This is a genomic window from Cellulomonas sp. P4_H4, from assembly GCF_056400865.1.
The window spans coordinates 13,866-36,321 of the sequence record NZ_JBFUKL010000001.1; the positions used below are offsets into that span (position 1 = coordinate 13,866).

Sequence of the window (22,456 nt, forward strand, 5' to 3'; positions counted from 1 at the left end):
CTACAGGAAGCGCGGGCTCCCGGCCGGTGCCAGGTCCACGGCGACCTTCAGGTGCGAGCCCGAGCCCTCGGTGAAGATGACGCCCCGCAACGGCGGGACGTCGTCGTAGTCGCGACCCCAGCCGAGCAGCACGTACTGGTCGTTGACCAGCTGGTCGTTGGTCGGGTCGACCTCGACCCATCCCGCGCCCGGGATCCACGCGGAGACCCACGCGTGCGAGGCGTCGGCCCCACGCAGCTTCTCCCGGCCGGCCGGTGGGCGCGTCTCGATGTACCCGCTGGAGTAGCGGGCGGGCAGACCGTGCAGCCGCAGGGCCGCGATCATCAGGTGCGCGAAGTCCTGGCAGACGCCGGCCCGCTGGGCCAGCAGCTGCGCCTGCGTCGTGTGCACGGTCGTGGAGCCCGAGCGGTAGGTCAGCTCGGTACGGATGCGGTGAGCCAGCTCGACCAGCACGTCGGCCAGCGGCCGGTCCTCGGCGAAGGTCGGTGCGGCCCACTCGCGCACCTCGTCGGCGAACGCAACGTGCGCGGACGGCAGGACGGCCTCGCGCAGCTCGGCGAGGGTCGGGTCGAGACGGTTGACGTCTCCTGCGGCCACGCGCCGAGCGACCTCCTGCCAGCCGACCCGGGGCAGCGACTCCGCCGACGGCGTCGGTCGGGTGACGTCGATGGTCGAGCGCGAGGTCACGACGAGGGTCGTGTGGGGCGTCGTGACCCCGAAGTACGTGGTCTTGTTGCCGAAGTAGTCGACGTGCGCGGCCGTGTCGGCGGGCTCCGGCGAGATCTCCACGACGGTCTCGACGCACGTCTGGCCGGGCACGTCCCGTGGGGTCATCGTGGTCCGACCGTACGAGTCAGTGACCGGGTCGTCGTAGACGTAGGTGGTGCGGTGCACCAGGTCGTACCGGCGCCCGGTCATGCGGCACCGGTCCGGGCGTCCCAGGGGTCCTCGAGCGACTGGCTCGGGGCCACCCGCACGAAGTGCACGCGCTCGATCTCGTCGGCGGTGGCCTGCAGGCGCCAGAGCATCGACTCCAGGGTCTCCGCGAGGCGGTCGCGCCGGCCGTCGTCGGTGATCGACGCGGCGAACGTCGCGCTGTCGAGCTCGTCGAGCAGGTCCACCACGTCGGACAGCAGGCGGCCGCGCTGGTCCGGCGACCGGCCCGCCAGCGGGATCGCCGCGAGCCCCTCGCGGAGCCGGTCGAGCTGGTAGGCGAGCGAACGCGGGTTGGTGCCGTCGTGCAGGAGCAGCTCGAGGACGTCGGCGACCGTCGGCACGGCCTGGTGGCGGCGGTGGTAGGTGATGGCCGACTCGTGGCCCAGCAGGACCGACTCCAGGACCAGGGCGTCGACGTCCGCGGGCCGACGCTGGACCACCGACGCCAGCAGGCTCTCGACGAGGTTCTGCGAGCGCTCGATGCGGCGGCCCGCGTCCAGGAAGTGCCAGCCCACGTCGCGGACCAGGCCCTCGGCGGCGATGCCGGCGATCGCCAGCAGCCCCTCGAGCACCTTGTCGAGCGCGGGCCGCAGCCCGGCCGTCGCCGCGTTGCCGCGCAGGGCGCCGAGGTCGAGGGCGTCGCTCTGCGTGCGGCCGCGCGACTTGCTGCGCTCGTCCCGCAGCGCCCGCTCGATGCGAGCGAGCGGTCCGAACGTGTCCGTCGACAGCTGGTCGCGCACGGCAGCGGCCGACGTCCCGAGCATCCGTACCGACCGCGCGACCGTCCCGGTCGCTCGGCGGTCGAGCACGAGGTCACGCAGTGCGGGGTCGTCGCCGAGCGGCTCCAGGAGCACCCGCAGTGCCTGGCCGCCGGAGGAGGCGGGAAGCCGGTGGAAGTCGTCCCAGCGGTCGATCACGACGCGCAGGGTGCGGGCCGTGTCTTCGGCGCGCTCGGCGTAGCGGCCCATCCAGTAGAGGTTCTCCGCTGTGCGTGGCGAGATGCCGGTCGCGGGGCGGCGCGGCTGCGCGACCTCGCCCGAGGCGGACTCGTCGGACGGCACCCACGGCTCGGGCGGCGCGTCGGGCTGCGACGAGAGCACCCACACGTCCTTTGCGGCCGCGCCGAGCGCCGACGAGACGACCTGCCCCTCGGCGACCCTCGCGAGACCCCCGGCCATCACGGTGTACGCGCCCTGGTGCGCGACCGCGTAGGTGCGCAGCACGGCGGCACGGGGTCCGAGGTCGGCGGGTCCGATGCCCTCGGAGCTCGGCAGGTCGCTGCCCACCCCGACCGGCGTCCCGTTCACCGTCGGCCCCGCGGGACCCACCGGCTCCTGCCCGACCCACAGCCACGGCTCGGCGCTGATCCGCTCCGCGAGGTGCTCGCGCTCGCGGTGGCTCAGGGTCCAGCCGAGGATCGTGCCGACCTCGGTGCCGCGGACCGTCGGCAGGATGACCAGCTGCTCGAGGCGCGAGAGCACGTGCTTGAGCGAGCGCTCCTCGCCGCACCACCACGTCGGCGCGGAGGCGAGCGCGAGGTCCTGGTCGAGCACCACGCGCGCGAGCCGCGGCAGGTACGTCAGCAGGGCCGGGTTCTCGAGCACGGAGCTGCCGAGCGGGTTGACGACGCTCACCGAGCCGGAGCGGACTGCTCGGACCAGGCCGGGGACGCCGATCCGCGAGCCCTGCCGAAGGTCCAGCGGGTCGCACCACTCGGCGTCGACGCGGCGCAGGATCACGTCGACGGGTTCCAGCCCCTCGACACCACGCATCCACACGCGACCCTCGCGCACCAGCAGGTCCGGACCCTCGACGAGCGGCAGCCCGAGCATCGACGCCAGGTAGGCCTGGTCGAAGGCGGTCTCGCTGTTGGGTCCGCTGGTGAGCAGGACGATCCGCGGGTGCTCCGCCTGCCCCGGCGCGACGTCCCGCAGGCCGAGGCGCAGCGCGCGGAAGAACGGTCCGAGCCGCTGGATCGACGCCTGCCGGTACACGCCCGAGAGCACCTGCGCGACGACGCGGCGGTCCTCCATGGCGTACCCGACGCCGCTGGGCGCCTGGGTCCGGTCCGCGACCGCGCACCACGCGCCGTCCGTGTCGCGCACGATGTCCGTCGAGGTGAGCACGAGCTCGCGCCCGCCGGGCAGCCGCAGGCCGTCGACGGCACGCTCGAACCCGGGGTGCCCGAGCACGACCGTCGGGGGGAGCAGCCGGTCGGTGAGGAGGAGCCGCTGGCCGTAGGCGTCCTGCAGGATCGCGTCCAGCAGCTCGGCGCGCTGCACGAGCGCTGCGTCCAGGCGTGCCCACTCGGGTTCGTCGATGATGACCGGCAGCGGGTCCAGGTGCCACGGGTGGTCCCCGTCCGGACGGTCCGCGCCGTAGGTGACGCCGTGGTCCGCGAGCAGCCGTTCGGCCTCGTCGCGCGCATGCGTCAGCGTCGACGCCGTCGGGGCGTCGGCGGGGTCCGGGAGCCAGGACCAGTCAGCCGCGTGCTCGACGACGCCGTCCTGCTGACGCGGCGAGGAGAGCAGGTCGGTCACAGGCAGAGTCTCCCCTACGTGGGCCGGAGGGGTGCCGTGCATCGCTGGGTGAGTTCGCGGCAACCCGGAGGTGCGCTCGGAGCGCGTCGGGCGCACTGTAGGAACCGGCGGGGGCCACCCCGTCGGATCGAGCTGACGAGCGAGGCCATGATGAGCGAGACCACCCCAGCCAAGACGGCCGCAATCCGCAAGCCCAGCGCGCTGGTGAGCGCCGAGGGCACGACGACGATCGCCGACACGGTCGTCAGCAAGATCGCCGGCATCGCCGCCAAGGAGGTCACGGGCGTGTACGCGCTCGGCGGTGGAGGCGGGCGCGCCATGGGGGCCATCCGGGAGCGCATCCCGGGTGCCAGGACCAACCACGCCCAGGGTGTCTCTGTCGAGGTCGGGGAGACCGAGGCGGCCGTCGACCTGGACCTCGTCGCGGAGTACGGGGTGTCGATCGCCGACCTGGCGACGGGCATCCGGCGCAACGTCATCAGCGCCGTCGAGCGGATGACGGGACTGCGCGTCGTCGAGGTCAACGTCGTCGTCAACGACGTGCACCTGCCGCAGGACGACCCGGCCCCGGAGCCCGTGGAGTCCCGCGTCCTGTGACGACGCCCGGCCTCGAACCGCACGACCTCGAACCGCACGACCTCACTGAGGACGTCGAGGCCGTCGTCCTCGCGCTGCCCGGCGTGGCCCGGCTCGACGGCGGGAGGTTCGGCGGGCTCGGCACCTACCTGCCGGGCCGTCGCGTGACGGGCGTGCGGATCGACGACGAGGGCACCGAGGTGCACATCGTCGTCTCCGGGATCGAACCGATCCTGGCCACCGCCGGCCGCGTGCAGCGGGCCGTGTCCGCGATCGCCCCCATGCCCGTGCACGTGCACGTCGAAGACATCGACGTCGTCTGAGACGTCGCACCTAGAGGAGCTGACCATGTCGTCTGTCGCCACCGGGCTGTTCGCGGGCATCCTGCTCGCGCTCGTCGCCGCCATCGGAGGGTTCTCGATGTTCCTGCTCGCCGTCGTGCTCGGCGGGCTCGGGGTCGTCGTCGCGCTCGTGCTCGACGGACGCCTCGACCTGAGCGGGGTCGTCTCCGGGCGACGTCGTGGCTGAGGCCGCAGCCGAGGAGGTCGACCGCGGCACCCTGACGATCACCGACCAGGCGCTGCGGCGGATCGCCGGCCAGGTCGCGCTGGGGGTTCCGGGCGTGGCACCGGCGAACCCGAAGGTCGACTGGCAGCGGCTCGGGCCGCGCGCGCGGGTGTCGCTCGAGGTCTCGCTGCTGTGGCCGTCGTCGGCCGCCGTCGTGGCCCGCGAGGTGCAGGCGGCCGTCGGACGAGAGCTGGTCCGGCAGGCCGCGCAGGAGCTCGACGCCGTGAGCGTCACCGTGCGTGACGTCGTCCGGCCGCCCCGCTCCGTGCCCGTGCCGAGGGTCCGATGAGCTTCGCGCCCGCTCCTCCCGCCACGCGTGCCGGTCGGGTCGGCTGGGTGGGGATCGTCGTCGCGGCCCTCGTCGTCGCGCTCGGCGTCCTGGTCATCCGCGACGCCCTGGTGCTCGGCGGTCAGATCGACGGCTCGACCTGGCTGGTCCCGCTCGTCGACGCCACCGACGGCCTCGAGCCGTCGCTGGCCCTCTCCGCGGCCGGTGTCGTCGTCGCGCTGCTCGGGCTCTGGCTGGTCGTCGTCGCGCTCGGTCGGCGCGTGCGGACCCGGCTGCCGCTCGACGTGCCCGGGGTGAGCATCGGCGTGGCGGACCTCGCCCGCCTCGCCACGGCCGCCGCCTCTGACGTGCCGTACGTGCTGTCGGCGCACTCGTCGGCGCGCCGCAAGGCCGTGTACGTCACCGTCACGTCGCTCGAGGGCGACGACGTCGAGCCCGACGTCCGCGCGGTGGTGCAGCAGAGGCTCGCGCGACTGGCGACGCCCGTGGCCGTGCACGTCTCGAACCGGCACGTCACGGGGTTGCGATGAAGCGCGGGGTGCTCGGCGTCGACCGGGTGCTCGTCCTGCTGCTCGGGCTCGCGCTCGTCACGCTCGGGGTCGCGGCGGTCGGCTGGCAGGCGGGGTTCCTCGCCTCGGTCTGGCCCGACGTTCCGTCGTCGGTGGACGTCGACTCGTCCCAGGTCACCGAGTCCCCGAACGTCACGGCCGTCGCCGTCGCTGCAGGTGCGGTCCTCGTCGGGCTCGGGCTCTGGTGGCTGCTCGCACACCTGCCGGCGCGCGGTGTCCGCGTGCTGCGGCTGCCACCGGGGGACGCGCCCGGTCTGCTCGCCGTCGAGCCCGGTCCGGCGGTCGCAGCGGCCGCGGACGTGCTCGCCGACGATCCCCGCATCGTGTCGGTGCGCGGTGCGGTCCTGTCCGAGCGCAAGCGCCTCGTGGTGCGGCTGCGCGTGACCGCCTACCCGGACGCGGACCTGGCGGACGTGGTCTCCGCGTGCGACGAGGTGCTCGCGGACCTGGCGCGTGTCCTGCCCGAGGAGCAGCTCGCCAGCCGGGTCGAGATCACCGTCCTGCGCAGGGCGGCCGAGCGCGCGCGGGTGCGCTGAACAGGGCAACACGGGACTGCCGGAACGAGCGTAGGAGCACGCCGATGGGCAAGGACGCGGTCACCGGTTGGGTCGAGCACTACGAACGCGCGTGGCGCACCCAGGCGGTCGACGACCTCGACCGCCTGTTCACCGAGCACGCGCGGTACCTGCGATCGCCGTACGCCGAGCCCCTCGACGGGATCGACGCCATCAGGGGCTTCTGGGCCGACCCCGCGGCGTTCGAGATGAGCGCGACCGTGCTGGCCGCCGACTGGCCGGTCGGGGTGGTCCGCGTCGACGTGAGCTACCCCGGGTCGGGCAAGGAGTACCGGGACCTCTGGGTGATCACGTTCGCCGCCGACGGACGTGCGGAGCAGTTCGAGGAGTGGCCCTACTGGCCGGGCAAGCCGTACACGGCCGCAGCGGACTGAGTCAGCCGCCACGGTTGGGCGGCTCGAAGTGGACGCCGTCGTGGCCCATGGCCTCCTCGGCCCGGATCACGTGGACCACCGCGTTGATGAGTGCCAGGTGCGTGAACGCCTGCGGGAAGTTGCCCAGGTGCCGGCCCGAGCGCGGGTCGATCTCCTCGGCGTACAGGTTCAGCGTGCTGGCGAAGGACAGCAGGCGCTCGCACAGTGCGCGGCCCCGCTCGAGCTCACCGATCTCGACCAGTGCGGACACCAGCCAGAACGAGCAGATGGTGAACGTGCCCTCCTCGCCGGACAGCCCGTCGTCGGTCTCCTCGACGCGGTAGCGCAGCACCAGGCCGTCGGTCGTGAGCTCGTCGGCGATGGCCAGGACCGTGGCCCGGACCCGGGGGTCGTTGGCCGGCAGGAACCGCAGGAGCGGGACGAGCAGGAGGGACGCGTCGAGGGCGTCGGACCCGTACCGCTGGACGAAGACGCCGCGCTCGTCGACACCGTTGGCGCAGATGTCGTCGTGGATCTCGGCGGCCACCTTGGTCCACTGCTCCGCGAAGTCGTGCTCGTCGTGCATGCGCGCCAGGCGCGCACCGCGGTCGAGGGCCACCCAGCACATGAGCTTGCTCGCCGTGAAGTGCTGCGGTTCGCCGCGGACCTCCCAGATGCCGCGGTCGGGTTCGTGCCAGTGCTTGATCGCGGCCTCGACCTGCCGCTTCAGCACGGGCCAGAGCGACTCGGGCAGCTGCTCCCGCGAACGGGTGTGCAGGTAGACCGAGTCGAGCACCGCACCCCACACGTCGTGCTGGCGCTGGTCGTACGCGGCGTTGCCGATGCGCACCGGCTGAGCGCCCTCGTACCCGGACAGGTGGCCCAGCTCGAACTCCTCGAGCCGTTCCTCGCCGCCGACGCCGTACATGATCTGGAGGTCCTTGTTGTCGCGGCACACGTCGTGGATGAATGCGAAGAAGTCGTTCGCCTCACGGTCGAGACCCAGCGTGTAGAGGCCCCACAGGGCGAACGTCGAGTCGCGGATCCACGCGTACCGGTAGTCCCAGTTGCGCTCGCCGCCCGGTGTCTCGGGCAGCGAGGTGGTCGCCGCCGCCAGCAGGGCGCCCGTCGGGGCGTAGGTGAGCCCCTTGAGCGTGAGCGCGCTGCGCTGCAGGTAGGTGCGCCAGGGGTGGTCCGGGAACACGCCCTGGGTGATCCACTCCCGCCAGAACTCCTGTGTCCGCCACATCTGGTCGGCCGCGACCTCCCACGTGGTCGGCGCGGGCAGGGGCGACCAGGACAGCGCGACGAACGCCTTGTCGCCGGTGACCATGCGGGTACGCGCCGACGCCGTCCGGCCGTCGATGCCCAGGCGCAGGTTGCTGGTCAGGCGCAGCGTCGGGTTCGTCTCGGACTCGGCGTGGACGGCGTTGTATCCCGTGCCGTCGTACTCCCAGCGCGTCTCGCCACGCCCGTAGTCCGGCGACGGGTCGCACTCGACCTGCAGGTCGACCGTGCCGCTGATGCAGGTGATGGTGCGCAGCAGGATGTGCTCGGCGTCGTCGTCGGTGGGCGTCCTGCGGTGCGTCGCCGAGCGCTCCTCGTCGTTGTGCCAGGGGCCCATGATCATCGCGTCGCGCACGACGAGCCAGCCCGTCGGCGTCTGCCACGTCGTCTCCAGCACGAGGGTGCCGGGCAGGTAGCGGCGTGCCGACGGGACCCGTGTGCCGTGCGGCCCCACGCGGAACGAGCCGGCTCCCCGGTCGAGCACCGCCGCGAAGATGCTCGGCGAGTCCGGGCGCGGGACGCACATCCACTCGACCGCTCCCGCGGGCGAGATGAGGCAGTTCGACTCGCAGTCGGACAGGAACGCGTAGCTCGCGATCGGCGGGAACGCGCTGCGATGGGTCTCGGGCTGGGGGACGACGACCGGCACCATCTGCCCAGCGTCGCGCCTTCGGGCGGCATTGTCAGCAGAGGTGGCAAAGTCGTCACATGACGGAAACGATCCGCCCCTTCCACCCGACTGACCTTCCTGCGCTGTACCGCATCTGTCTGCTCACGGGAGACGCGAGTGCCGACGCCACCGACAAGTACCGCGACCCCGACCTGCTGGGTCATGTCTACGCGGGTCCGTACCCCGTCGCGGACCCCGGGCTGTCGTTCGTCGTCGTCGACGAGCTCGGCGTGTGCGGGTACATCATCGCGACCGCCGACACCTACCGGTTCGAGCGGTGGCTCGAGTCGTCGTGGTACCCGGTGCTGCGCGCGCAGAACCCGCTCGTCGACGACCCGCGCGACGGCACGCAGGACCACGGACTGATCCGCACGATCCACGAGGCCGCGCCGGTCGACCGGCCGCTGTACAAGAAGTACCCCGCGCACATGCACATCGACCTGCTCCCGCGGGCGCAGCGTCGAGGGCTCGGTCGGCGGCTCGTCGAGACGTTGTCCGACGCCCTGCGCGAGCGCGGCATCCCTGGCCTGCACCTCGGCGTCGACCAGCGCAACACGGGCGGGATCGCCTTCTACGACCGGATCGGCTTCACGAGCGCGGGCCCGGACGGTGGCGCGACGATCCTGACGCTCGACCTCTGACTCACCGGCGGGCGGCGCCCAGAATCATCCGCATTGACCTTCGTTACGACGTCGTTGACTCTGGCGTGCCCCGGGTGCATCCTGTCCTCGACGTCGCAGGACCGCGCTCTAGGAGGGTGGAGCGCGGTCCTGCGCGCTCGTCCGCTACGGCGTCGTGGTGTCGACCAGCGAGTACTGCGGGTGGGCCGCGAGGAACGGGCTCCAGGTGGCGACGACGTGGTCGCGGCTCGGGCTCAGGAGGAGCTGGCGGCTCGTCGCGAACTCCAGGGGCGCGTCCTGCCCGCCGACGATCCCGTAGCGCAGTCCGGTCACCGCGCCGGTCTCGTCGAACGTCGGGATCGCGTAGAGGACCAGGACGCTCGTGCCGGCTGCGTCGAGGGCGGCGCGCAGGGCGGATCGCGCGGCCAGCTGTGCCGTCGCGCGACCGACGTCCACCGGGCTCAGCGGCTCGTTCACCGCATCGATCTCCGCGAGGACCGAATCCGGCAGGGGCGCAGACGGGTCGACCACGACTCCGGACCCGTCCCCGGTCGGGCTGACGAAGACGGACATGCCCTCGGCTCGGACCGCCTCGACCGCGTCGGCCGGCGCGGTGTCGCCGACGGAGAGGGGACTCGGCGCGAGCCGAAGGTCGGGTGCGACGGCCGCGCGTCGGGCGTGAGTCGCGATGGCGGGGACCTCGCGCTCGGTGGGCGAGGCAGCGACGGCCGAGCCCGCCGAGAGAGAGGCGATGGCAGAACCTGCGGCCAGTGCGGCGACCGCCGACGCGACGAGTGTCCAGGTCGACTTCATAGTCATACCATCGGCACACTCTGTCAGAGCGTGAGGTGACTCAGGTGCTGTCACCCGTTCGGCACGAGAGAGCGGACGGACGGCGCGAACGCCCGGTAGTGAGCTGCCCCGGCGCCCTGGCGCCCTGGACTCCGGCGTGCTGGACGTGCTCGCGAACCCTTCGTACCGGCGGCGTGCCGCCGAGCGCACCGCAGGTACGCGCGGTCGAGGTCGTCGAGGAGACGGCGGCGGGAGCGCGCGACGGTCGTCGTCTGCGGGGGGCGAGCTGCGGCGCGTTGACCTGCGCGTTCATCTGGGAGCGGGTGACGAGAATCGAACTCGCGCTATCAGCTTGGGAAGCTGAAGTTCTGCCACTGAACTACACCCGCGTTGCCGGTTCCTGCATCGGCCCGGACAGCATACCCGGACCGATCGGGTGGGGCGAAAGTCAGTCCGGCTTCTCGGCCGAACGTGCCTGCGACAGGCTCAGAAGGCGGTCGACGTCGGCCAGGTCGACGCCCGGCAGCGCCACGAGCTCGCGGATCGCTGACAGGGAGAGCGTCGGCTCGTCGAGGACCGGGACGGGAGTCTCGGGCACCACGTCGTCGGACGTCTTCGGGGACAGGAACAGGTTGGCCAGGTAACCGGTGAACGTGCCGAAGATGCCGACGCCGACCACGATGATCCCCACGCCCACGATGCGGCCGGCGTTCGTCACGGGGAACTGGTCGCCGTAGCCGACCGTCGAGATGGTGACGATCGTGTACCAGAGGGCGTCCGAGGCGGTCGTGATGTTGGCCCCGGGGGCGTCGTGCTCGATGTAGAGGATCTCGAAGCTGCCGAACTCGAGGACGAGGATCCCGGCGAGCAGCAGCAGGTACAGGGCGCTGCCCGCCCGGTCCTTGACCAGCGTGCGACCGATCTCACGGATGCCCACCGCGCGCAGGAGCCGGGCCACGCGCACGAGGCGGAAGATGCGCAGGAACTTGAACGACGCGAGCGGCACGCTGGCGAGCAGGTCGGCCCAGCCGAAGTGCTTGAAGAAGTAGCCGCTGCGCGAGGGGGCGGTCTTGAGGCGGTACGAGAAGTCGATCAGGAAGATGCCGCTGAACAGCGCGTTCATGACCTCGAGGATCTTCGACAGGTCTTCGTTGTCCGTCAGGAGGATCAGGCCGAGGTTGACGATCGACAGCAGCGAGAGCGCGCCGATGAAGATCTCGTAGCCGGTGCTCTTGAGCTCGCTGCGTGCCTTCACGGCAGGAGTGTTCCACGCCGACGTTTCCGTCGACGGCGACTCGGCGGGCGTGCAGGCACACCCGCCGAGCGGTCGATGCCTAGGCCGTGGTGACGTCGACCCGCACGGTCGAGCCCGCGGGGGCGTAAGGCACCAGGTTGCCGTCGATGGCGACACCGTCGACCGTCACGCCTGCGGTCGCGCCCGGCGTCACATGGATCTCGTACGTCGCGCCGCGGGCTACGCGGGTGACCACGAAGGACGGGACCTCCGAGCCGATCTGCGGGTCGACGACGAGGCCGTCGTAGTCGGTCCGCACACCCAGGAGGTGCTGCGAGACCGCGACGAAGTTCCACGCTGCCGTGCCGGTCAGCCACGAGTTCTTGGCCTCGCCGTGGCGGACGGCCTCCTTGCCGGCGATCATCTGCGCGTAGACGTACGGCTCCACGCGGTGCACGTCGGAGATCTCCTCGCGGTACGCCGGCGTGATGCGCTTGTAGTAGTCGAACGCGCGGTCGCCGCGGCCCAGCTTCGTCTCGGCGATGATCACCCACGGGTTGTTGTGGCAGAAGATGCCGCCGTTCTCCTTGTAGCCGGGCGGGTAGGTGGACACCTCGCCGAGCTCGACGCGGTAGGTCGTGTACGCCGGGCTCTGCAGGACCATCCCGTGCGGGGTCGCCAGGTGCTCCTCGACCGAGTCGAGCGCCTTGAGCGCGCGGCCGTCCTCGACGCCGATGCCGGCCATGACGGCGAAGCCCTGCGGCTCGATCCAGATGCGGCCCTCGGTGTCCGCGGCGGTGCCGACGGGGTTGCCGTAGTAGTCGTAGGCGCGCAGGAACCAGTCGCCGTCCCACGCGTGGTCGAGGGTCGCCTGGCGCACCTCGTCGACGACCTTGCGCGCCTGCGAGGCGACCTCAGCCAGACCACGGCGTGCGGCGAGCTCCGCGTACTCGGCGCCGTAGAGCACGAACTGCGCAGCGATGAACACCGACTCCGCGGCACCGCCGGGCTGGTTCTCCGTCGTCTGGAAGGACTCGCCGGGGGTCGTCGAGAAGCAGTTGAGGTTCAGGCAGTCGTTCCAGTCGGCGCGCCCGATCAGCGGCAGGCCGTGCGGGCCGCGGTGGTTCACGGTGAACTCGAACGACCGGGTCAGGTGCTCGAACAGCGTCACCTCCGAGCCGGGCTCGTTGTCGAAGGGAACCTGCTCGTCGAGGATCGAGTCGTCGCCCGTCTCCTTGACGTAGGCGGCGACGCCGGCGATGAGCCACAGCGGGTCGTCGTTGAAGCCCGAGCCGATGTCGTCGTTCCCGCGCTTCGTGAGCGGCTGGTACTGGTGGTACGCGGAGCCGTCCGGGAACTGGGTCGCGGCGATGTCGAGGATGCGCTCGCGGGCGCGCTCCGGGACCAGGTGCACGAAGCCGAGCAGGTCCTGGTTGGAGTCGCGGAAGCCCATCCCACGGCCGATCCCCGTCTCGAAGAACGACGCCGACCGGGACATGTTGAACGTGACCATGCACTGGTACTGGTTCCACACGTTGACCATGCGGTCGAGCTTCTCGTCGGAGCTCGTGACCGAGTAGGTCGACAGCAGCCGGCGCCAGTGGTCCTTCAGCGCCTGGAACGCGGCGTCGGTCTGCTCCGTCGTCGCGAAGCGTCCGAGCAGAGCGTGCGCCTTCTCCTTGTTGACGACCTGGTGCTCGTCGTCGGCCCACTTGTCCTCGTTCTCGACGTAGCCGAGGACGTACGTGAGGGTGCGCGACTCCCCGGGTGCGAGCGAGACGTCGACCTGGTGAGAGCCGATCGGGTACCAGCCGGACGCGACCGAGTCGGCGGACCTGCCCGCACGCGGGACCGCTGCCTCGCCGAGCCCGTTGTAGGCGCCGACGAACGTGTCGCGGTCGGTGTCGAAGCCGCTGGCCGGGGTGTTCACGCCGAAGACGGCGTAGTGGTCGCGGCGCTCGCGGTACTCGGTCGTGTGGAAGATCGCCGACCCGAACGGGCTGTCCTGCTCGACCTCGACCTCGCCGATCGACAGGTTCCGCTGGTAGTTGGTCTGATCGTCCTGGGCGTTCCAGAGACAGAACTCGACGAACGAGAAGAGCTTCACGTTCTTCGTCTCGTCCGACGTGTTCGTGACCGTGACCCGCTGGATCTCGGCTGTCTCGCCGAGCGGGACGAACAGCAGCGTCTCGACGGACAGCCCCCTGCGCTCTCCGGTGATCCGCGTGTAGCCCAGTCCGTGCGCCGCCTCGAAGTGGTCCAGGTCCGCCTTGACGGGCAGCCACGACGGGGTCCACACGTCGCCGCCGTCGTTGACGTACAGGTACCGGCCGCCCGCGTCGGCCGGGATGTTGTTGTAGCGGTAACGGGTCAGTCGCCGCATCTTGGCGTCGCGGTAGAACGAGTAGCCCCCGGCCTGGTGTGAGACCAGGGAGAAGAACTGCTCCGAGCCGAGGTAGTTGATCCACGGGTACGGGGTGTGAGGCGTGGTGATGACGTACTCGCGAGCGTCGTCGTCGAAATGGCCGTACCGCATGGACGTGTTCCCTTGGTGATCCGGCTGCGCGCCCTGCCCGCCGCGACATCGCGGGGAACCCGGCAGGACACTCTCAGCAATCGTGTGCGGGAGCGCTCCCATGCATCTCCCGGCCGCGAGCATAACCGCTTCGACGCCGATGCGAAACGTCCACCGACCAGGCCGAGCGTGGGCGGCTCGGACGAGGGCAACGGCGATGTTCGTGCGGATCTCCGGTTGTACCGCGCCAGAAGCCGACTCCCTCGAAGACCTCGACGACATCAGACGGGAGAACGATCACGCCGGACCGTGGGGCCGCGCGTCGACCGGACGGTGGGGGACCGTGCGACGATCGGGTCACCGGCCTCCTCCTTCGGTAGGTATCGCGGCGTCGGAGCGGTTCCTACGCTCGCCGCATGACCACGACCGACGAGTGCCCCCCGACCCCCGGCTACCGGGGTCCGGCGATCCTGGTCGCCCTGCTCGGTGTGCTGATCCTGCTCACCGTCTGGACGGAGGCCGGCGACGCCGACAACCCGCTACCGACGCCGCTCCTGCTCGTGATCGCGGTGGCCTCGTTCGGCGCGTTCCTCCTGGTGGTCCGGCGTCCGCTCCTCGCCGGGGCGCTGACCGCGGCGCTCAGCGCGTTGAGTGCGGTCGCCGGGCCCGCCTCCTACACGGTGACACTCGTCGCGGCCCGGCGCTACCGGCTCGGCACCGCGCTGTGGGTGGCCGGGATGGGCGTGGTCGGCACCGGGTTGCGCGCGGTGTGGCTGCCGGAGCTGGTCGGTCTACCGCTCCACTGGTGGCTGCTGGTCGATCTCGCGGTGCACGGCGCGCTGCTCGGCTGGGGTGCGCTGTGGCGGACGCGTGCGGAGCTGGTGGCGTCGCTGCGCGAGCGGGCGCGCCGGGCGGAACGCGAGCAGGACCACCGGGTCGCGGAGGCGCGGACGGCGGAGCGGACGCGGATCGCGCGAGAGATGCACGACACCCTCGCGCACCGGCTGACGCTCGTCGCCACGACCGCCGGCGCGCTGGAGTACCGCACGGACCTCTCGACGGAGCAGGTCGCGAGCGCCGCGGGCGTGGTCCGGGCCAACGCGAGCGAGGCGCTCGAGGAGCTGCGGACGGTGATCGGCGTGCTGCGCACGAGCCCCGACGACCTCCGCCCGACGCCGGGGCTGGCGGACCTGGAGCGGCTCCTCGACGAGACGCGCGCGGCCGGGGTCGCGGTGCGCCTGGACGCTGCTGACCTCGACCTGCCGACCGCCCTGGACCTGGCCGTCTACCGGACGTGCCAGGAGGGGCTGACCAACGCGCGCCGGCACGCACCCGGGTCGGCGGTCACCGTGGACGTCACGGTCGAGGACGGGCTGCGGGTCGTCGTCGCCAACGGCAGAGGCGGCAAGGGCCAGAGCACCGGGACCGGCACCGGACTGATCGGCCTGACCGAGCGCGTGGAGCTCCTGGGCGGACGGGTCCACGCCGCTCCGGAGGGTGACGGGTTCCGCCTCGAGGCGTGGCTACCGTGGGAGTCGTGACCACCAGGGTGCTCGTCGTGGACGACGACGCGCTCGTGCGGGCCGGGCTGACGCTCATGCTCGACGGCGCGCACGGGATCGTCGTGGTCGGGCAGGCCGCCGACGGTGCCGAGGTGCCGGCGCTGCTCGACGCGCACCCGGTCGACGTCGTGCTCATGGACCTGCGCATGCCGGGCACGGACGGGATCGCGGCGACGATGATGGTCCGTCGACGCAACGAGGCCCCGGCCGTCGTCGTGCTGACGACGTTCGACACCGCCGACGAGGTCGAGGCCGCGATGCGCGCCGGCGCGAGCGGCTACCTGCTCAAGGACACCGAGCCGGGCCGGATCGTCGAGGCGGTCCTGGCGGCCGCGGGAGGGGAGCCGGTGCTGAGCCCGCGCGTCGCCCGGCGGCTCATGGACACGAGCGCCCGCACCGGCGACAGCCGCCTGGCCGCCCGCGAGCGGCTGGACGCGCTGACGGATCGGGAGCGCGACGTCGTCGCCGCGATCGGACGTGGCGCCAGCAACGCGGACATCGGTCGCGAGCTGTTCCTGTCGGTGGCCACCGTCAAGAGCCACGTCTCCAGCGTCCTGCTCAAGCTCGGGCTGGAGAACCGGACCCAGGTGGCCCTGCTCGTGCATGACGCGGGTGAGTGACGGTGCCTCGCCTGCACGCACTACCGTGGCCCCGTGCTGCTCTCCGACCGTGACATCAGGGCCGAGCTCGAGTCGGGCCGCGTGGCCCTCGAGCCCTACGACGCGTCCATGCTCCAGCCCTCCAGCATCGACGTGCGCCTGGACAAGTTCTTCCGGCTGTTCGACAACCACAAGTACCCGTTCATCGACCCGGCGGCCGACCAGCCCGACCTCACGCACCTGGTCGAGGTCGAGCCGAACGAGTCGTTCGTGCTGCACCCCGGTGAGTTCGTGCTCGGCTCGACGTACGAGGCCGTCACGCTTCCCGACGACATCGCCGCCCGGCTCGAGGGCAAGTCGTCGCTCGGACGTCTGGGGCTTCTCACGCACTCGACCGCGGGGTTCATCGACCCGGGCTTCACCGGTCACGTGACGCTCGAGCTGTCCAACGTCGCGACCCTGCCGATCCTGCTGTGGCCCGGCATGAAGATCGGCCAGATGTGCTTCTTCCGGCTGTCGTCCGCCTCGGAGCACCCCTACGGCTCGTCCCAGTACGGCTCGCGGTACCAGGGCCAGCGCGGCCCGACGGCGTCGCGGTCGTGGCAGAACTTCCACCGGTCGGACGTCTGACCGGCATGTCCGCACCCCGACTGCCCGCGAGCAAGGAGCCGCGGCACCTGCTCGTGCTCCCCGAGGACGTGGGTGACGACGAGGTCGAGGTGCTCGCCGTCAGCCGGTTCCCGCAGGCGCGCTGGGAGGAGGCCGACGTCCCGGCACCCCGCGGGATCATGGGCCCGATGACCGCGGCGCTCGGCATGCGCGCCGTCAGCGCGAACATGACACCGGCACGCACCCTGCGCATCGCACGGCTCTCCACGCTCACCGGCCCGTACGCGGTCGAGGCGCCGGACGCGGTGAACCTGGGCCTGCCGCCCTGGTCGACGTTCGCCTACGTCGTCCAGGCACCCCGTGAGCGCGGGGCCAAGCCGTACCCGGGTGGTGACCGCGACGGCCTCAAGCGTGCGTTCGCCGACGGCATGCCTGTGCGCGAGGAGGAGCGGGTCCTGCAGTGGCTCGTCGCCGCCGCACGCCGGCTCGGCGGTGCCGTGCGGATCGCGGACAACGGCGTCGTGCTGGTGCCGGACGTCGACAGCGCGATCGACCTGACCGTCTACTCGGACCGCTGGCTGGAGCCGGAAGAGACGCTCCGGCTTGTGCAGCAGGTGCACCCGCGGGCCCGGATCAGCGAGGCGACCGGCACGTGGGACGGACCGCTGCCCGGTGCCGGCCGTGATGCCGGCGCACGTCCTGGGTGGGTGGCCGAGGTGGGCGGCTCCGGCCTGCACGATGCGCTCGAGACGTTCGGCGTGGCAGATCCGGTCGAACGGCAGCGCCTCATGGACGAGAGGTCCGCCTACGACGAGCTGATGATGGCCGCGCCGCCGCCCCCCGAGGCGTTCGGCGTGCTCGTCGACCTGGAGCACGACGGGATCCTGTCGGTCGAGGCCGCCAGCGAGCCCGAGCTGCCACCACTGCTGCGCGGACTGCCCTGGACCACCCGGGGCATCGTCGCGTACCGGGTGCACTGGGAGCCGCGCTTCGTCGAGGAGCTCGAGGCCGAGAAGCCGTCGTTCGAGCACCGCGTCGCACGCTCCCGTGCAGCTCCTCAGGTGCAGGCGGTCGCGCGAGCGATCCATGCGGTGACCGGCGGCGAGATCGCCGACGAGGCCGACTTCCTGGTCGACCCGGAGGACGTGTGAGGCGCGTACCGAAGGACATGCTCTGGATCATCATCACGCTGCTGGTGCTCTGGCTGGTCCTGACGAACCTGACCGACCCGCCGGCGTCGACGCCGTTGTCGAACGTGGTGCTGGCGAGCACGCTCGTCCCGATCGGCATCCTGGTCTGGGCGCGGCGCGCGCTCACGAGGGCGCAGCTCGCTCAGTACCCCGGGTGGACGGCCGTGGTCGCGCGGACGACGTCGACGCAGGAGGGTCTCGTCGTCGCGGCCGGCTACCGCAAGATGCCGCGCGCGACGTTACTCTACGGGCCGTCCGGCGTGCAGATGTGGGGCGGACCCGAGTACACGGTGCCGCTGTTCGACCACCCCTGGTCCGCGGTCACGGCCATCACCGAGGCGACCGGGGTCGGGACCGGGTTCAAGGGGCCGGTGGTACGGATCGCGCTCGCGGACGGGACCGTTCAAGACGTGGGGGTCCAGGTGCCGAAGGAGATCCAGGCCCGGTACCCGGGCACGTCCCGACGCGGCGCGCTGGTGGCCGACATGCTCGCGGTGCGTGCGGCTGCCTGACGTCGGGCGTGCAGAAGGTTCTCGACGACGAGAGGAGCACCGATGGCCGTGAGTGCCGAGCAGTTCGTGAGTGCGGTCGACCGGTGGTGGGACACGACGTTCCCGCCGGGCAGCCACAAGCCGGCGTACGACGAGTTCAAGTCGGACCTGGTGCTCGCGGACCTGTGGGTGGCGGACATGGTGCTGCCGTTCGTGCGGCACGGCGTCGTGCGGCCCGACCCGATCGGCATCGCTGCCAAGCTGGAGGCCCTGCACGAGCGCGCCGTCGACCTCCGGCTGGAGGCGGTGAAGGAGTCGGACCGAAAGCTGACGGAGTGGTACGTCGACTACGCGGCGAGGCTGCGCGACGTGTACACGATGTACCTCGAGCGCATCGCGATCGTCTGAACCGCAGGATCTCGCGCTACGTGAGGTCGTCGTGGTCGCCGCGCACCCAGGCGATGTGCCGGTCGGCCGACGAACGCATGATCGTCCGGGCGTCGGTGTCGATCACGTTCGCGAAGTTGCCGTAGAGCCGGTCGAACGCGAACCGCTCCAGGTGGGCGGTGACCCGCTCGACCACGGCTCCGGACAGCGGGAGGTGGTTGGGGAAGCTGCGCATGAACGCGACCGACTTCCGGTCGGGGTTCGCGAAGACGGTGTCGCCGGAGAGCAGCACGCCGCGGCCTTCCGCGCCCGCGGCCCAGTGCAGCACCGCGCTGCCGGGGAAGTGGCCGCCGGGCTGGCTCAGGGCGACGCCCGGGAGCAGCTCCCTGGCGCCGGACCAGGTCGCGACGACCGGGTCGGGGCGGGCCAGCCAGTGCGCGTCCGACTCGGCGACCAGGACCGCCGGGTTGCCGAGGCGGCGGCTCCACTCGACCTGCACGCCGTACATGTGGGGGTGGCTCGCGACGATCGCGACCACGGGCCCGAGCGCGAGGATCCGGTCGACGACCGCGTCGTCGAGGAAGCCGATCGGATCCCACATCACGTTGCCGTGGGGCGTGACGACGAGCTTCGACTGCTGGCCGATGCCCGCGTTCGGCGCGCTCGTGATCGCGTAGAGGTCGGGCTCGAGCGGGTCGAGGAACGCCTCGTAGCCCTCGTCGGCCAGCCCGTCGAGCGTGGTCCACGCCTGGCCGGTCGCGGGGACCCACTGCCGTTCGTCGGCGCAGATCGCGCACACAGCGGGCCGGTCGGAGTGCTCGACGCCGCACGTGCGGCAGATCCAGAAGGTCACGCCTCCGACTCTGGTCCGCCAGGGGCCCGTGGGGCAACTACTCCAGGCCGAGCGCTGCCAGCGTGCTCTCCGACAGCGGGACGGTGTTCGTCGACATCGGGACCGCGGTCCCGTCCTGCACCGCGTAGAAGCCCTGCGCGCTGTTCACCAGGGCGCCGTCGGTGAGCAGGAGCACGTACTCGTCCCCCACGACGAGGGCGCTGGTCGGTGCGTCGGTGCGGGCGTCGTAGGTGAAGGTGCTCGTCGGTGCGCCCTTCGCGGTGGCCGTGACCTCGATCGTGCCGGTCCCGTCGTCCAGCGCGGTGACCGTGCCGCGCACGATCGTGTCGGAGGCGTCCTCCAGGTCCACGGTCGACGTGTAGAACGGGAAGTCGAGCACCCCGTCGAGGTCGGGCGGGGCCATGCGGGGCGCGAGCGCGATCATCGTGACGACGGCGACCGCGACGACGACCAGGCCGATCCGCACCGACGCGCTCAGGCGCCTGCGGCGCGGAGGCTGGTGCTCGAGGCTCGCGGCGGCGCGAGGCACCAGCACGCGCAGCTCGGCCCACGCCCGGGGGCTCAGGGGCACCTCGGTCTCCGGGACCGGGTTCGGCTCGCCGGGCACCCGTCGTGCGGCCGAGAGCGTTCGCTGCACCTGCCACCGGGAGGTCCCCGTGACCGTGGCGATCTCCGTGGTGCTCAGCTTGTCCCAGAACCGCATCCGCAGGACCCTGCGCTCCACGCCGAGGTCGGCCTTGGGCAGGAGGCTGTCGGCGGCGCCGACGAGCCAGCCGAGCGTCACCGGGACGCCGTCCTGCACCGCGGTCCAGGCGAGCCGGAAGACGCCCTGCGCGACGTCCGCCGGGTTGCTCGCACCGCGCCGCGCCGCGTAGCGCACGATCCGGCCGTAGCACTCGGCGTACAGGAGAGCGAACGCGTCCTCGGTGCGGGGATCGGTTCGAGGGTCGGGGCTCACGCGGGCTTGACCACGCACCACTCGTTGCCCTCGATGTCGAGGAGCACCTGGAACGAGCCCGCGGTGTCGGCGTGCAGCTGTCCGACGCGCGTGGCGCCCAGCAGCTCGGCCTGCAGCGTGGCCGCCGGGATGTCGGCGACCTCGACGTCCAGGTGCACGCGATTCTTCACCGACTTGCCCTCGGGGACCTTCTGGAACGCGACGCGCGTCCAGCCGGGCGGGTCGACGTACCACCAGTCGTCGTCGCGACCTGCGGCCTCGCCACCCAGGACCTGCGCCCAGAACGCCGCCAGCGCGGGCGGGTCGGCGCAGTCGAAGACCACCTCGTCGATGCGTCCGATCATGCGGCGACGGTACCCGTCGCCGCTGCTGCGGACGGCGCGAACTGCGTCCGGTACAGCTCGGCGTAGACACCCCCGCGGTCGAGCAGGTCGGTGTGCGTGCCCTGGTCGATCACGCGGCCGTGCTCGAGCACGACGATCGAGTCGGCCTGCCGGACCGTGGACAGGCGGTGGGCGATGACGATGCTGGTCCGGCCCGACAGGGCCTCGTCGAGCGCCGCCTGCACCGCGGCCTCCGACTCCGAGTCGAGGTGCGCCGTCGCCTCGTCGAGGATCACGACGTCCGGCGCCTTGAGCAGCATGCGCGCGATGGCGAGGCGCTGACGCTCGCCGCCCGACAACCGGTAGCCGCGGTCGCCGACGACCGTGTGGATCCCGTCGGGGAGGCTGTCGACGAGGTCGGCGATGTGGGCCTGGCGCAGGGCCGTACGGATGTCCGCGTCGGTCGCCTCCGGGCGGGCGTAGCGCAGGTTCTCGGCGATGGTGTCGTGGAAGAGGTGGGCCTCCTGGCTGACGACGCCGACGGTCGCGCGCAGGGAGGCCTGCGTGACGTCGCGCAGGTCGGTCCCGGCGATGCGGACCGCTCCTTGCGTCGGGTCGTACATGCGCGTGACCAGCTGCGACAGCGTGGTCTTGCCGGCGCCCGAGTGCCCGACGAGCGCGACCATGTGGCCCGCGGGGACCTCGAACGTGACGTCAGTGAGCGTGTCCGAGTGGACCTCGCGGGCGAGGGTGGCGACGGACTCGAGCGATGCCAGCGAGACCTCGTCGGCACTCGGGTAGCGGAACCCGACGTGGTCGAGAGTGATGGAGGCGCCGAGCTGCTCGACCTGCACCCTCAGGTCGCCCGCGTCGGGCTTGTCCGCGACGGTCGGCTCGAGGTCGAGCACCTCGAGCACGCGCTCGAAGCTGACGAGCGCCGTCATGACGTCGACCTGCACGTTGGACATCGAGGTGAGCGGGCCGTAGAGGCGTCCGAGGTAGGCGGTGAGAGCGACGACCACACCGACGGTGAGCTCGCCGTTGATGGCCATGACGCCGCCGATGCCGTAGACGGTGGCGACCGCGACCGACGCGAGCGTGGTCAGGCCGACGCGGAACCACGTCGAGTACAGCGCACGGGTGACGCCGATGTCGCGCACGCGGCCGACCTGCTCGGCGTACGCCGCGGACTCGCGCTGCGGGTCCCCGAAGATCTTGACCAGGTGCGCGCCGGCGACGTTGAACCGCTCGTTCATGATCTGGGCTGCGTCGGCGTTGAGCTCGTAGCTCTCGCGCGTGACCTTGGCGATCTTCTTGCCGAACCAGCGCGCGGGAAGGACGAACGCGGGCAGCAGGACCAGGCTCAGGAGGGTCAGCTGCCACGACATGCTGAGCATCGCCGCGAGGACGAACACGATGGTCAGGGCGTTGCTGACCACGTTCTGCAGCGTGCTGGTGAACGCCTGCTGGGCGCCGAGGACGTCGCCGTTGAGGCGCTGGACGAGCGCGCCGGTCTTCGCTCGGCTGAAGAACGCGAGCGGCATGCGCTGCACGTGGTCGAACACGGCCGTGCGCAGGTCGAGGATCAGCCCTTCTCCGACCTGGGACGACACCCAGCGGTCCGCGACGGACAGGCCCGCGCTGAGGATCGCGATCCCGGCGACGACCGCGGCGATCGTGATGACGACCTCGGTGTTTCCGGCCGTGATGCCGTTGTCGATGAGGTTCTTGAACAGCAGCGGCGTGACGGCACCGGCGGCGGCCTCGAGCGCGATGAGGCCGACGAAGATCGCGAGCCTGCCCCGGTAGGGGCGCGCGAACTCCAGGATGCGCTGCCGGGTGTCCTTGGTGAGCTTGTGCTGCTTGACGCCTTGGTCCTTGAAGAAACCGCGCATCGTGGGGGCTGACTGCGACATAGGTGCTCCCTTGCATGCGCCTTCGGGTGACGCGATGCTGAGGTT

24 protein-coding genes and 1 tRNA gene are annotated in these 22,456 nt (G+C 71.7%); 14 read left to right on the plus strand and 11 right to left on the minus strand.

Features of this window, described 5'->3' with window-relative positions; translation table 11 throughout:
• Window positions 1-918, minus strand: coding sequence for a transglutaminase family protein (locus tag AC1DPN_RS00075; RefSeq protein WP_477082682.1), 918 nt, complete (start codon window positions 916-918; stop codon window positions 1-3).
• Entirely contained in the window at window positions 915-3,476 is a 2,562-nt protein-coding gene (locus tag AC1DPN_RS00080) for a circularly permuted type 2 ATP-grasp protein (RefSeq protein ID WP_477082683.1), read from the minus strand. Before AC1DPN_RS00080 ends, AC1DPN_RS00075 begins: the two co-directional genes overlap by 4 nt.
• Before the next feature lie 150 nt (window positions 3,477-3,626).
• On the opposite strand from AC1DPN_RS00080, the gene AC1DPN_RS00085 reads away from it, so the two are divergent.
• Genes AC1DPN_RS00085 through AC1DPN_RS00115 form a run of 7 tightly spaced genes read left to right on the plus strand, consistent with a single transcriptional unit; the run spans window position 3,627 to window position 6,426 of the window.
• Window positions 3,627-4,073: an Asp23/Gls24 family envelope stress response protein gene (locus AC1DPN_RS00085; RefSeq protein ID WP_477082684.1), complete on the plus strand. Its 447-nt coding sequence runs from the start codon at window positions 3,627-3,629 to the stop codon at window positions 4,071-4,073.
• A complete protein-coding gene (locus AC1DPN_RS00090) occupies window positions 4,070-4,375 on the plus strand; it encodes a hypothetical protein (protein ID WP_477082685.1) in 306 nt (101 codons plus the stop codon). Before AC1DPN_RS00085 ends, AC1DPN_RS00090 begins: the two co-directional genes overlap by 4 nt.
• A gap of 25 nt (window positions 4,376-4,400) precedes the next feature.
• Window positions 4,401-4,580 (plus strand): DUF2273 domain-containing protein, encoded by a 180-nt coding sequence (locus AC1DPN_RS00095; protein WP_477082686.1) that lies wholly within the window; start codon window positions 4,401-4,403, stop codon window positions 4,578-4,580.
• Window positions 4,573-4,908, plus strand: coding sequence for an Asp23/Gls24 family envelope stress response protein (locus AC1DPN_RS00100; RefSeq protein WP_477082687.1), 336 nt, complete (start codon window positions 4,573-4,575; stop codon window positions 4,906-4,908). Before AC1DPN_RS00095 ends, AC1DPN_RS00100 begins: the two co-directional genes overlap by 8 nt.
• On the plus strand, window positions 4,905-5,438 hold the full coding sequence (locus AC1DPN_RS00105) for a DUF6286 domain-containing protein (protein WP_477082688.1): 534 nt from the start codon (window positions 4,905-4,907) through the stop codon (window positions 5,436-5,438). The genes AC1DPN_RS00100 and AC1DPN_RS00105 overlap by 4 nt, the downstream gene beginning before the upstream one ends.
• The gene (locus AC1DPN_RS00110; RefSeq protein WP_477082689.1) at window positions 5,435-6,013 is read left to right on the plus strand and encodes a hypothetical protein; all 579 of its coding nucleotides are present in this window, start codon (window positions 5,435-5,437) and stop codon (window positions 6,011-6,013) included. Before AC1DPN_RS00105 ends, AC1DPN_RS00110 begins: the two co-directional genes overlap by 4 nt.
• Window positions 6,014-6,057: 44 nt before the next feature.
• A complete protein-coding gene (locus tag AC1DPN_RS00115; protein ID WP_477082690.1) occupies window positions 6,058-6,426 on the plus strand; it encodes an AtzH-like domain-containing protein in 369 nt (122 codons plus the stop codon).
• A gap of 1 nt (window position 6,427) precedes the next feature.
• Here AC1DPN_RS00115 and AC1DPN_RS00120 read toward each other — a convergent pair whose 3' ends face one another.
• A complete protein-coding gene (locus AC1DPN_RS00120) occupies window positions 6,428-8,344 on the minus strand; it encodes a glycoside hydrolase family 15 protein (RefSeq protein ID WP_477082691.1) in 1,917 nt (638 codons plus the stop codon).
• 56 nt (window positions 8,345-8,400) lie between these two features.
• On the opposite strand from AC1DPN_RS00120, the gene AC1DPN_RS00125 reads away from it, so the two are divergent.
• Complete coding sequence (locus tag AC1DPN_RS00125; protein ID WP_477082692.1) at window positions 8,401-9,003, plus strand: N-acetyltransferase family protein; 603 nt, start codon at window positions 8,401-8,403, stop codon at window positions 9,001-9,003.
• A gap of 144 nt (window positions 9,004-9,147) precedes the next feature.
• Here AC1DPN_RS00125 and AC1DPN_RS00130 read toward each other — a convergent pair whose 3' ends face one another.
• The 4 genes from AC1DPN_RS00130 to AC1DPN_RS00145 all read right to left on the minus strand — a co-directional run bounded on the left by AC1DPN_RS00130 (window position 9,148) and on the right by AC1DPN_RS00145 (window position 13,544).
• Window positions 9,148-9,795: a hypothetical protein gene (locus AC1DPN_RS00130; protein ID WP_477082693.1), complete on the minus strand. Its 648-nt coding sequence runs from the start codon at window positions 9,793-9,795 to the stop codon at window positions 9,148-9,150.
• 297 nt (window positions 9,796-10,092) lie between these two features.
• A tRNA-Gly gene (locus AC1DPN_RS00135) sits at window positions 10,093-10,163 on the minus strand.
• Between the two features lie 59 nt (window positions 10,164-10,222).
• Entirely contained in the window at window positions 10,223-11,029 is an 807-nt protein-coding gene (locus AC1DPN_RS00140; protein WP_477082694.1) for an ion transporter, read from the minus strand.
• Between the two features lie 79 nt (window positions 11,030-11,108).
• Entirely contained in the window at window positions 11,109-13,544 is a 2,436-nt protein-coding gene (locus AC1DPN_RS00145) for a glycoside hydrolase family 94 protein (protein ID WP_477082695.1), read from the minus strand.
• A 395-nt stretch (window positions 13,545-13,939) separates the two neighbouring features.
• Here AC1DPN_RS00145 and AC1DPN_RS00150 point away from each other — a divergent pair, with 395 nt between their 5' ends.
• The 6 genes from AC1DPN_RS00150 to AC1DPN_RS00175 are packed head-to-tail and all read left to right on the plus strand — an operon-like array spanning window position 13,940 to window position 18,382.
• Entirely contained in the window at window positions 13,940-15,064 is a 1,125-nt protein-coding gene (locus AC1DPN_RS00150; protein WP_477082696.1) for a sensor histidine kinase, read from the plus strand.
• A complete protein-coding gene (locus tag AC1DPN_RS00155; protein WP_477082697.1) occupies window positions 15,061-15,705 on the plus strand; it encodes a response regulator in 645 nt (214 codons plus the stop codon). The genes AC1DPN_RS00150 and AC1DPN_RS00155 overlap by 4 nt, the downstream gene beginning before the upstream one ends.
• Before the next feature lie 33 nt (window positions 15,706-15,738).
• A complete protein-coding gene (dcd, locus tag AC1DPN_RS00160) occupies window positions 15,739-16,314 on the plus strand; it encodes a dCTP deaminase (RefSeq protein ID WP_477082698.1) in 576 nt (191 codons plus the stop codon).
• Window positions 16,315-16,319: 5 nt separating this feature from the next.
• A complete protein-coding gene (locus tag AC1DPN_RS00165; RefSeq protein ID WP_477082699.1) occupies window positions 16,320-17,444 on the plus strand; it encodes a hypothetical protein in 1,125 nt (374 codons plus the stop codon).
• Window positions 17,441-17,995 (plus strand): hypothetical protein, encoded by a 555-nt coding sequence (locus AC1DPN_RS00170; protein WP_477082700.1) that lies wholly within the window; start codon window positions 17,441-17,443, stop codon window positions 17,993-17,995. The genes AC1DPN_RS00165 and AC1DPN_RS00170 overlap by 4 nt, the downstream gene beginning before the upstream one ends.
• A 42-nt stretch (window positions 17,996-18,037) precedes the next feature.
• The gene (locus AC1DPN_RS00175) at window positions 18,038-18,382 is read left to right on the plus strand and encodes a hypothetical protein (protein ID WP_477082701.1); all 345 of its coding nucleotides are present in this window, start codon (window positions 18,038-18,040) and stop codon (window positions 18,380-18,382) included.
• A gap of 16 nt (window positions 18,383-18,398) precedes the next feature.
• On the opposite strand, the gene AC1DPN_RS00180 is transcribed toward AC1DPN_RS00175, so the two are convergent.
• Genes AC1DPN_RS00180 through AC1DPN_RS00195 form a run of 4 tightly spaced genes read right to left on the minus strand, consistent with a single transcriptional unit; the run spans window position 18,399 to window position 22,411 of the window.
• Window positions 18,399-19,214: an MBL fold metallo-hydrolase gene (locus AC1DPN_RS00180; protein ID WP_477082702.1), complete on the minus strand. Its 816-nt coding sequence runs from the start codon at window positions 19,212-19,214 to the stop codon at window positions 18,399-18,401.
• A gap of 37 nt (window positions 19,215-19,251) precedes the next feature.
• On the minus strand, window positions 19,252-20,172 hold the full coding sequence (locus AC1DPN_RS00185) for an RNA polymerase sigma factor (RefSeq protein WP_477082703.1): 921 nt from the start codon (window positions 20,170-20,172) through the stop codon (window positions 19,252-19,254).
• Window positions 20,169-20,516: a VOC family protein gene (locus tag AC1DPN_RS00190; protein ID WP_477082704.1), complete on the minus strand. Its 348-nt coding sequence runs from the start codon at window positions 20,514-20,516 to the stop codon at window positions 20,169-20,171. The genes AC1DPN_RS00185 and AC1DPN_RS00190 overlap by 4 nt, the downstream gene beginning before the upstream one ends.
• On the minus strand, window positions 20,513-22,411 hold the full coding sequence (locus tag AC1DPN_RS00195; protein ID WP_477082705.1) for an ABC transporter ATP-binding protein: 1,899 nt from the start codon (window positions 22,409-22,411) through the stop codon (window positions 20,513-20,515). Before AC1DPN_RS00195 ends, AC1DPN_RS00190 begins: the two co-directional genes overlap by 4 nt.
• Window positions 22,412-22,456 lie beyond the last annotated feature (45 nt).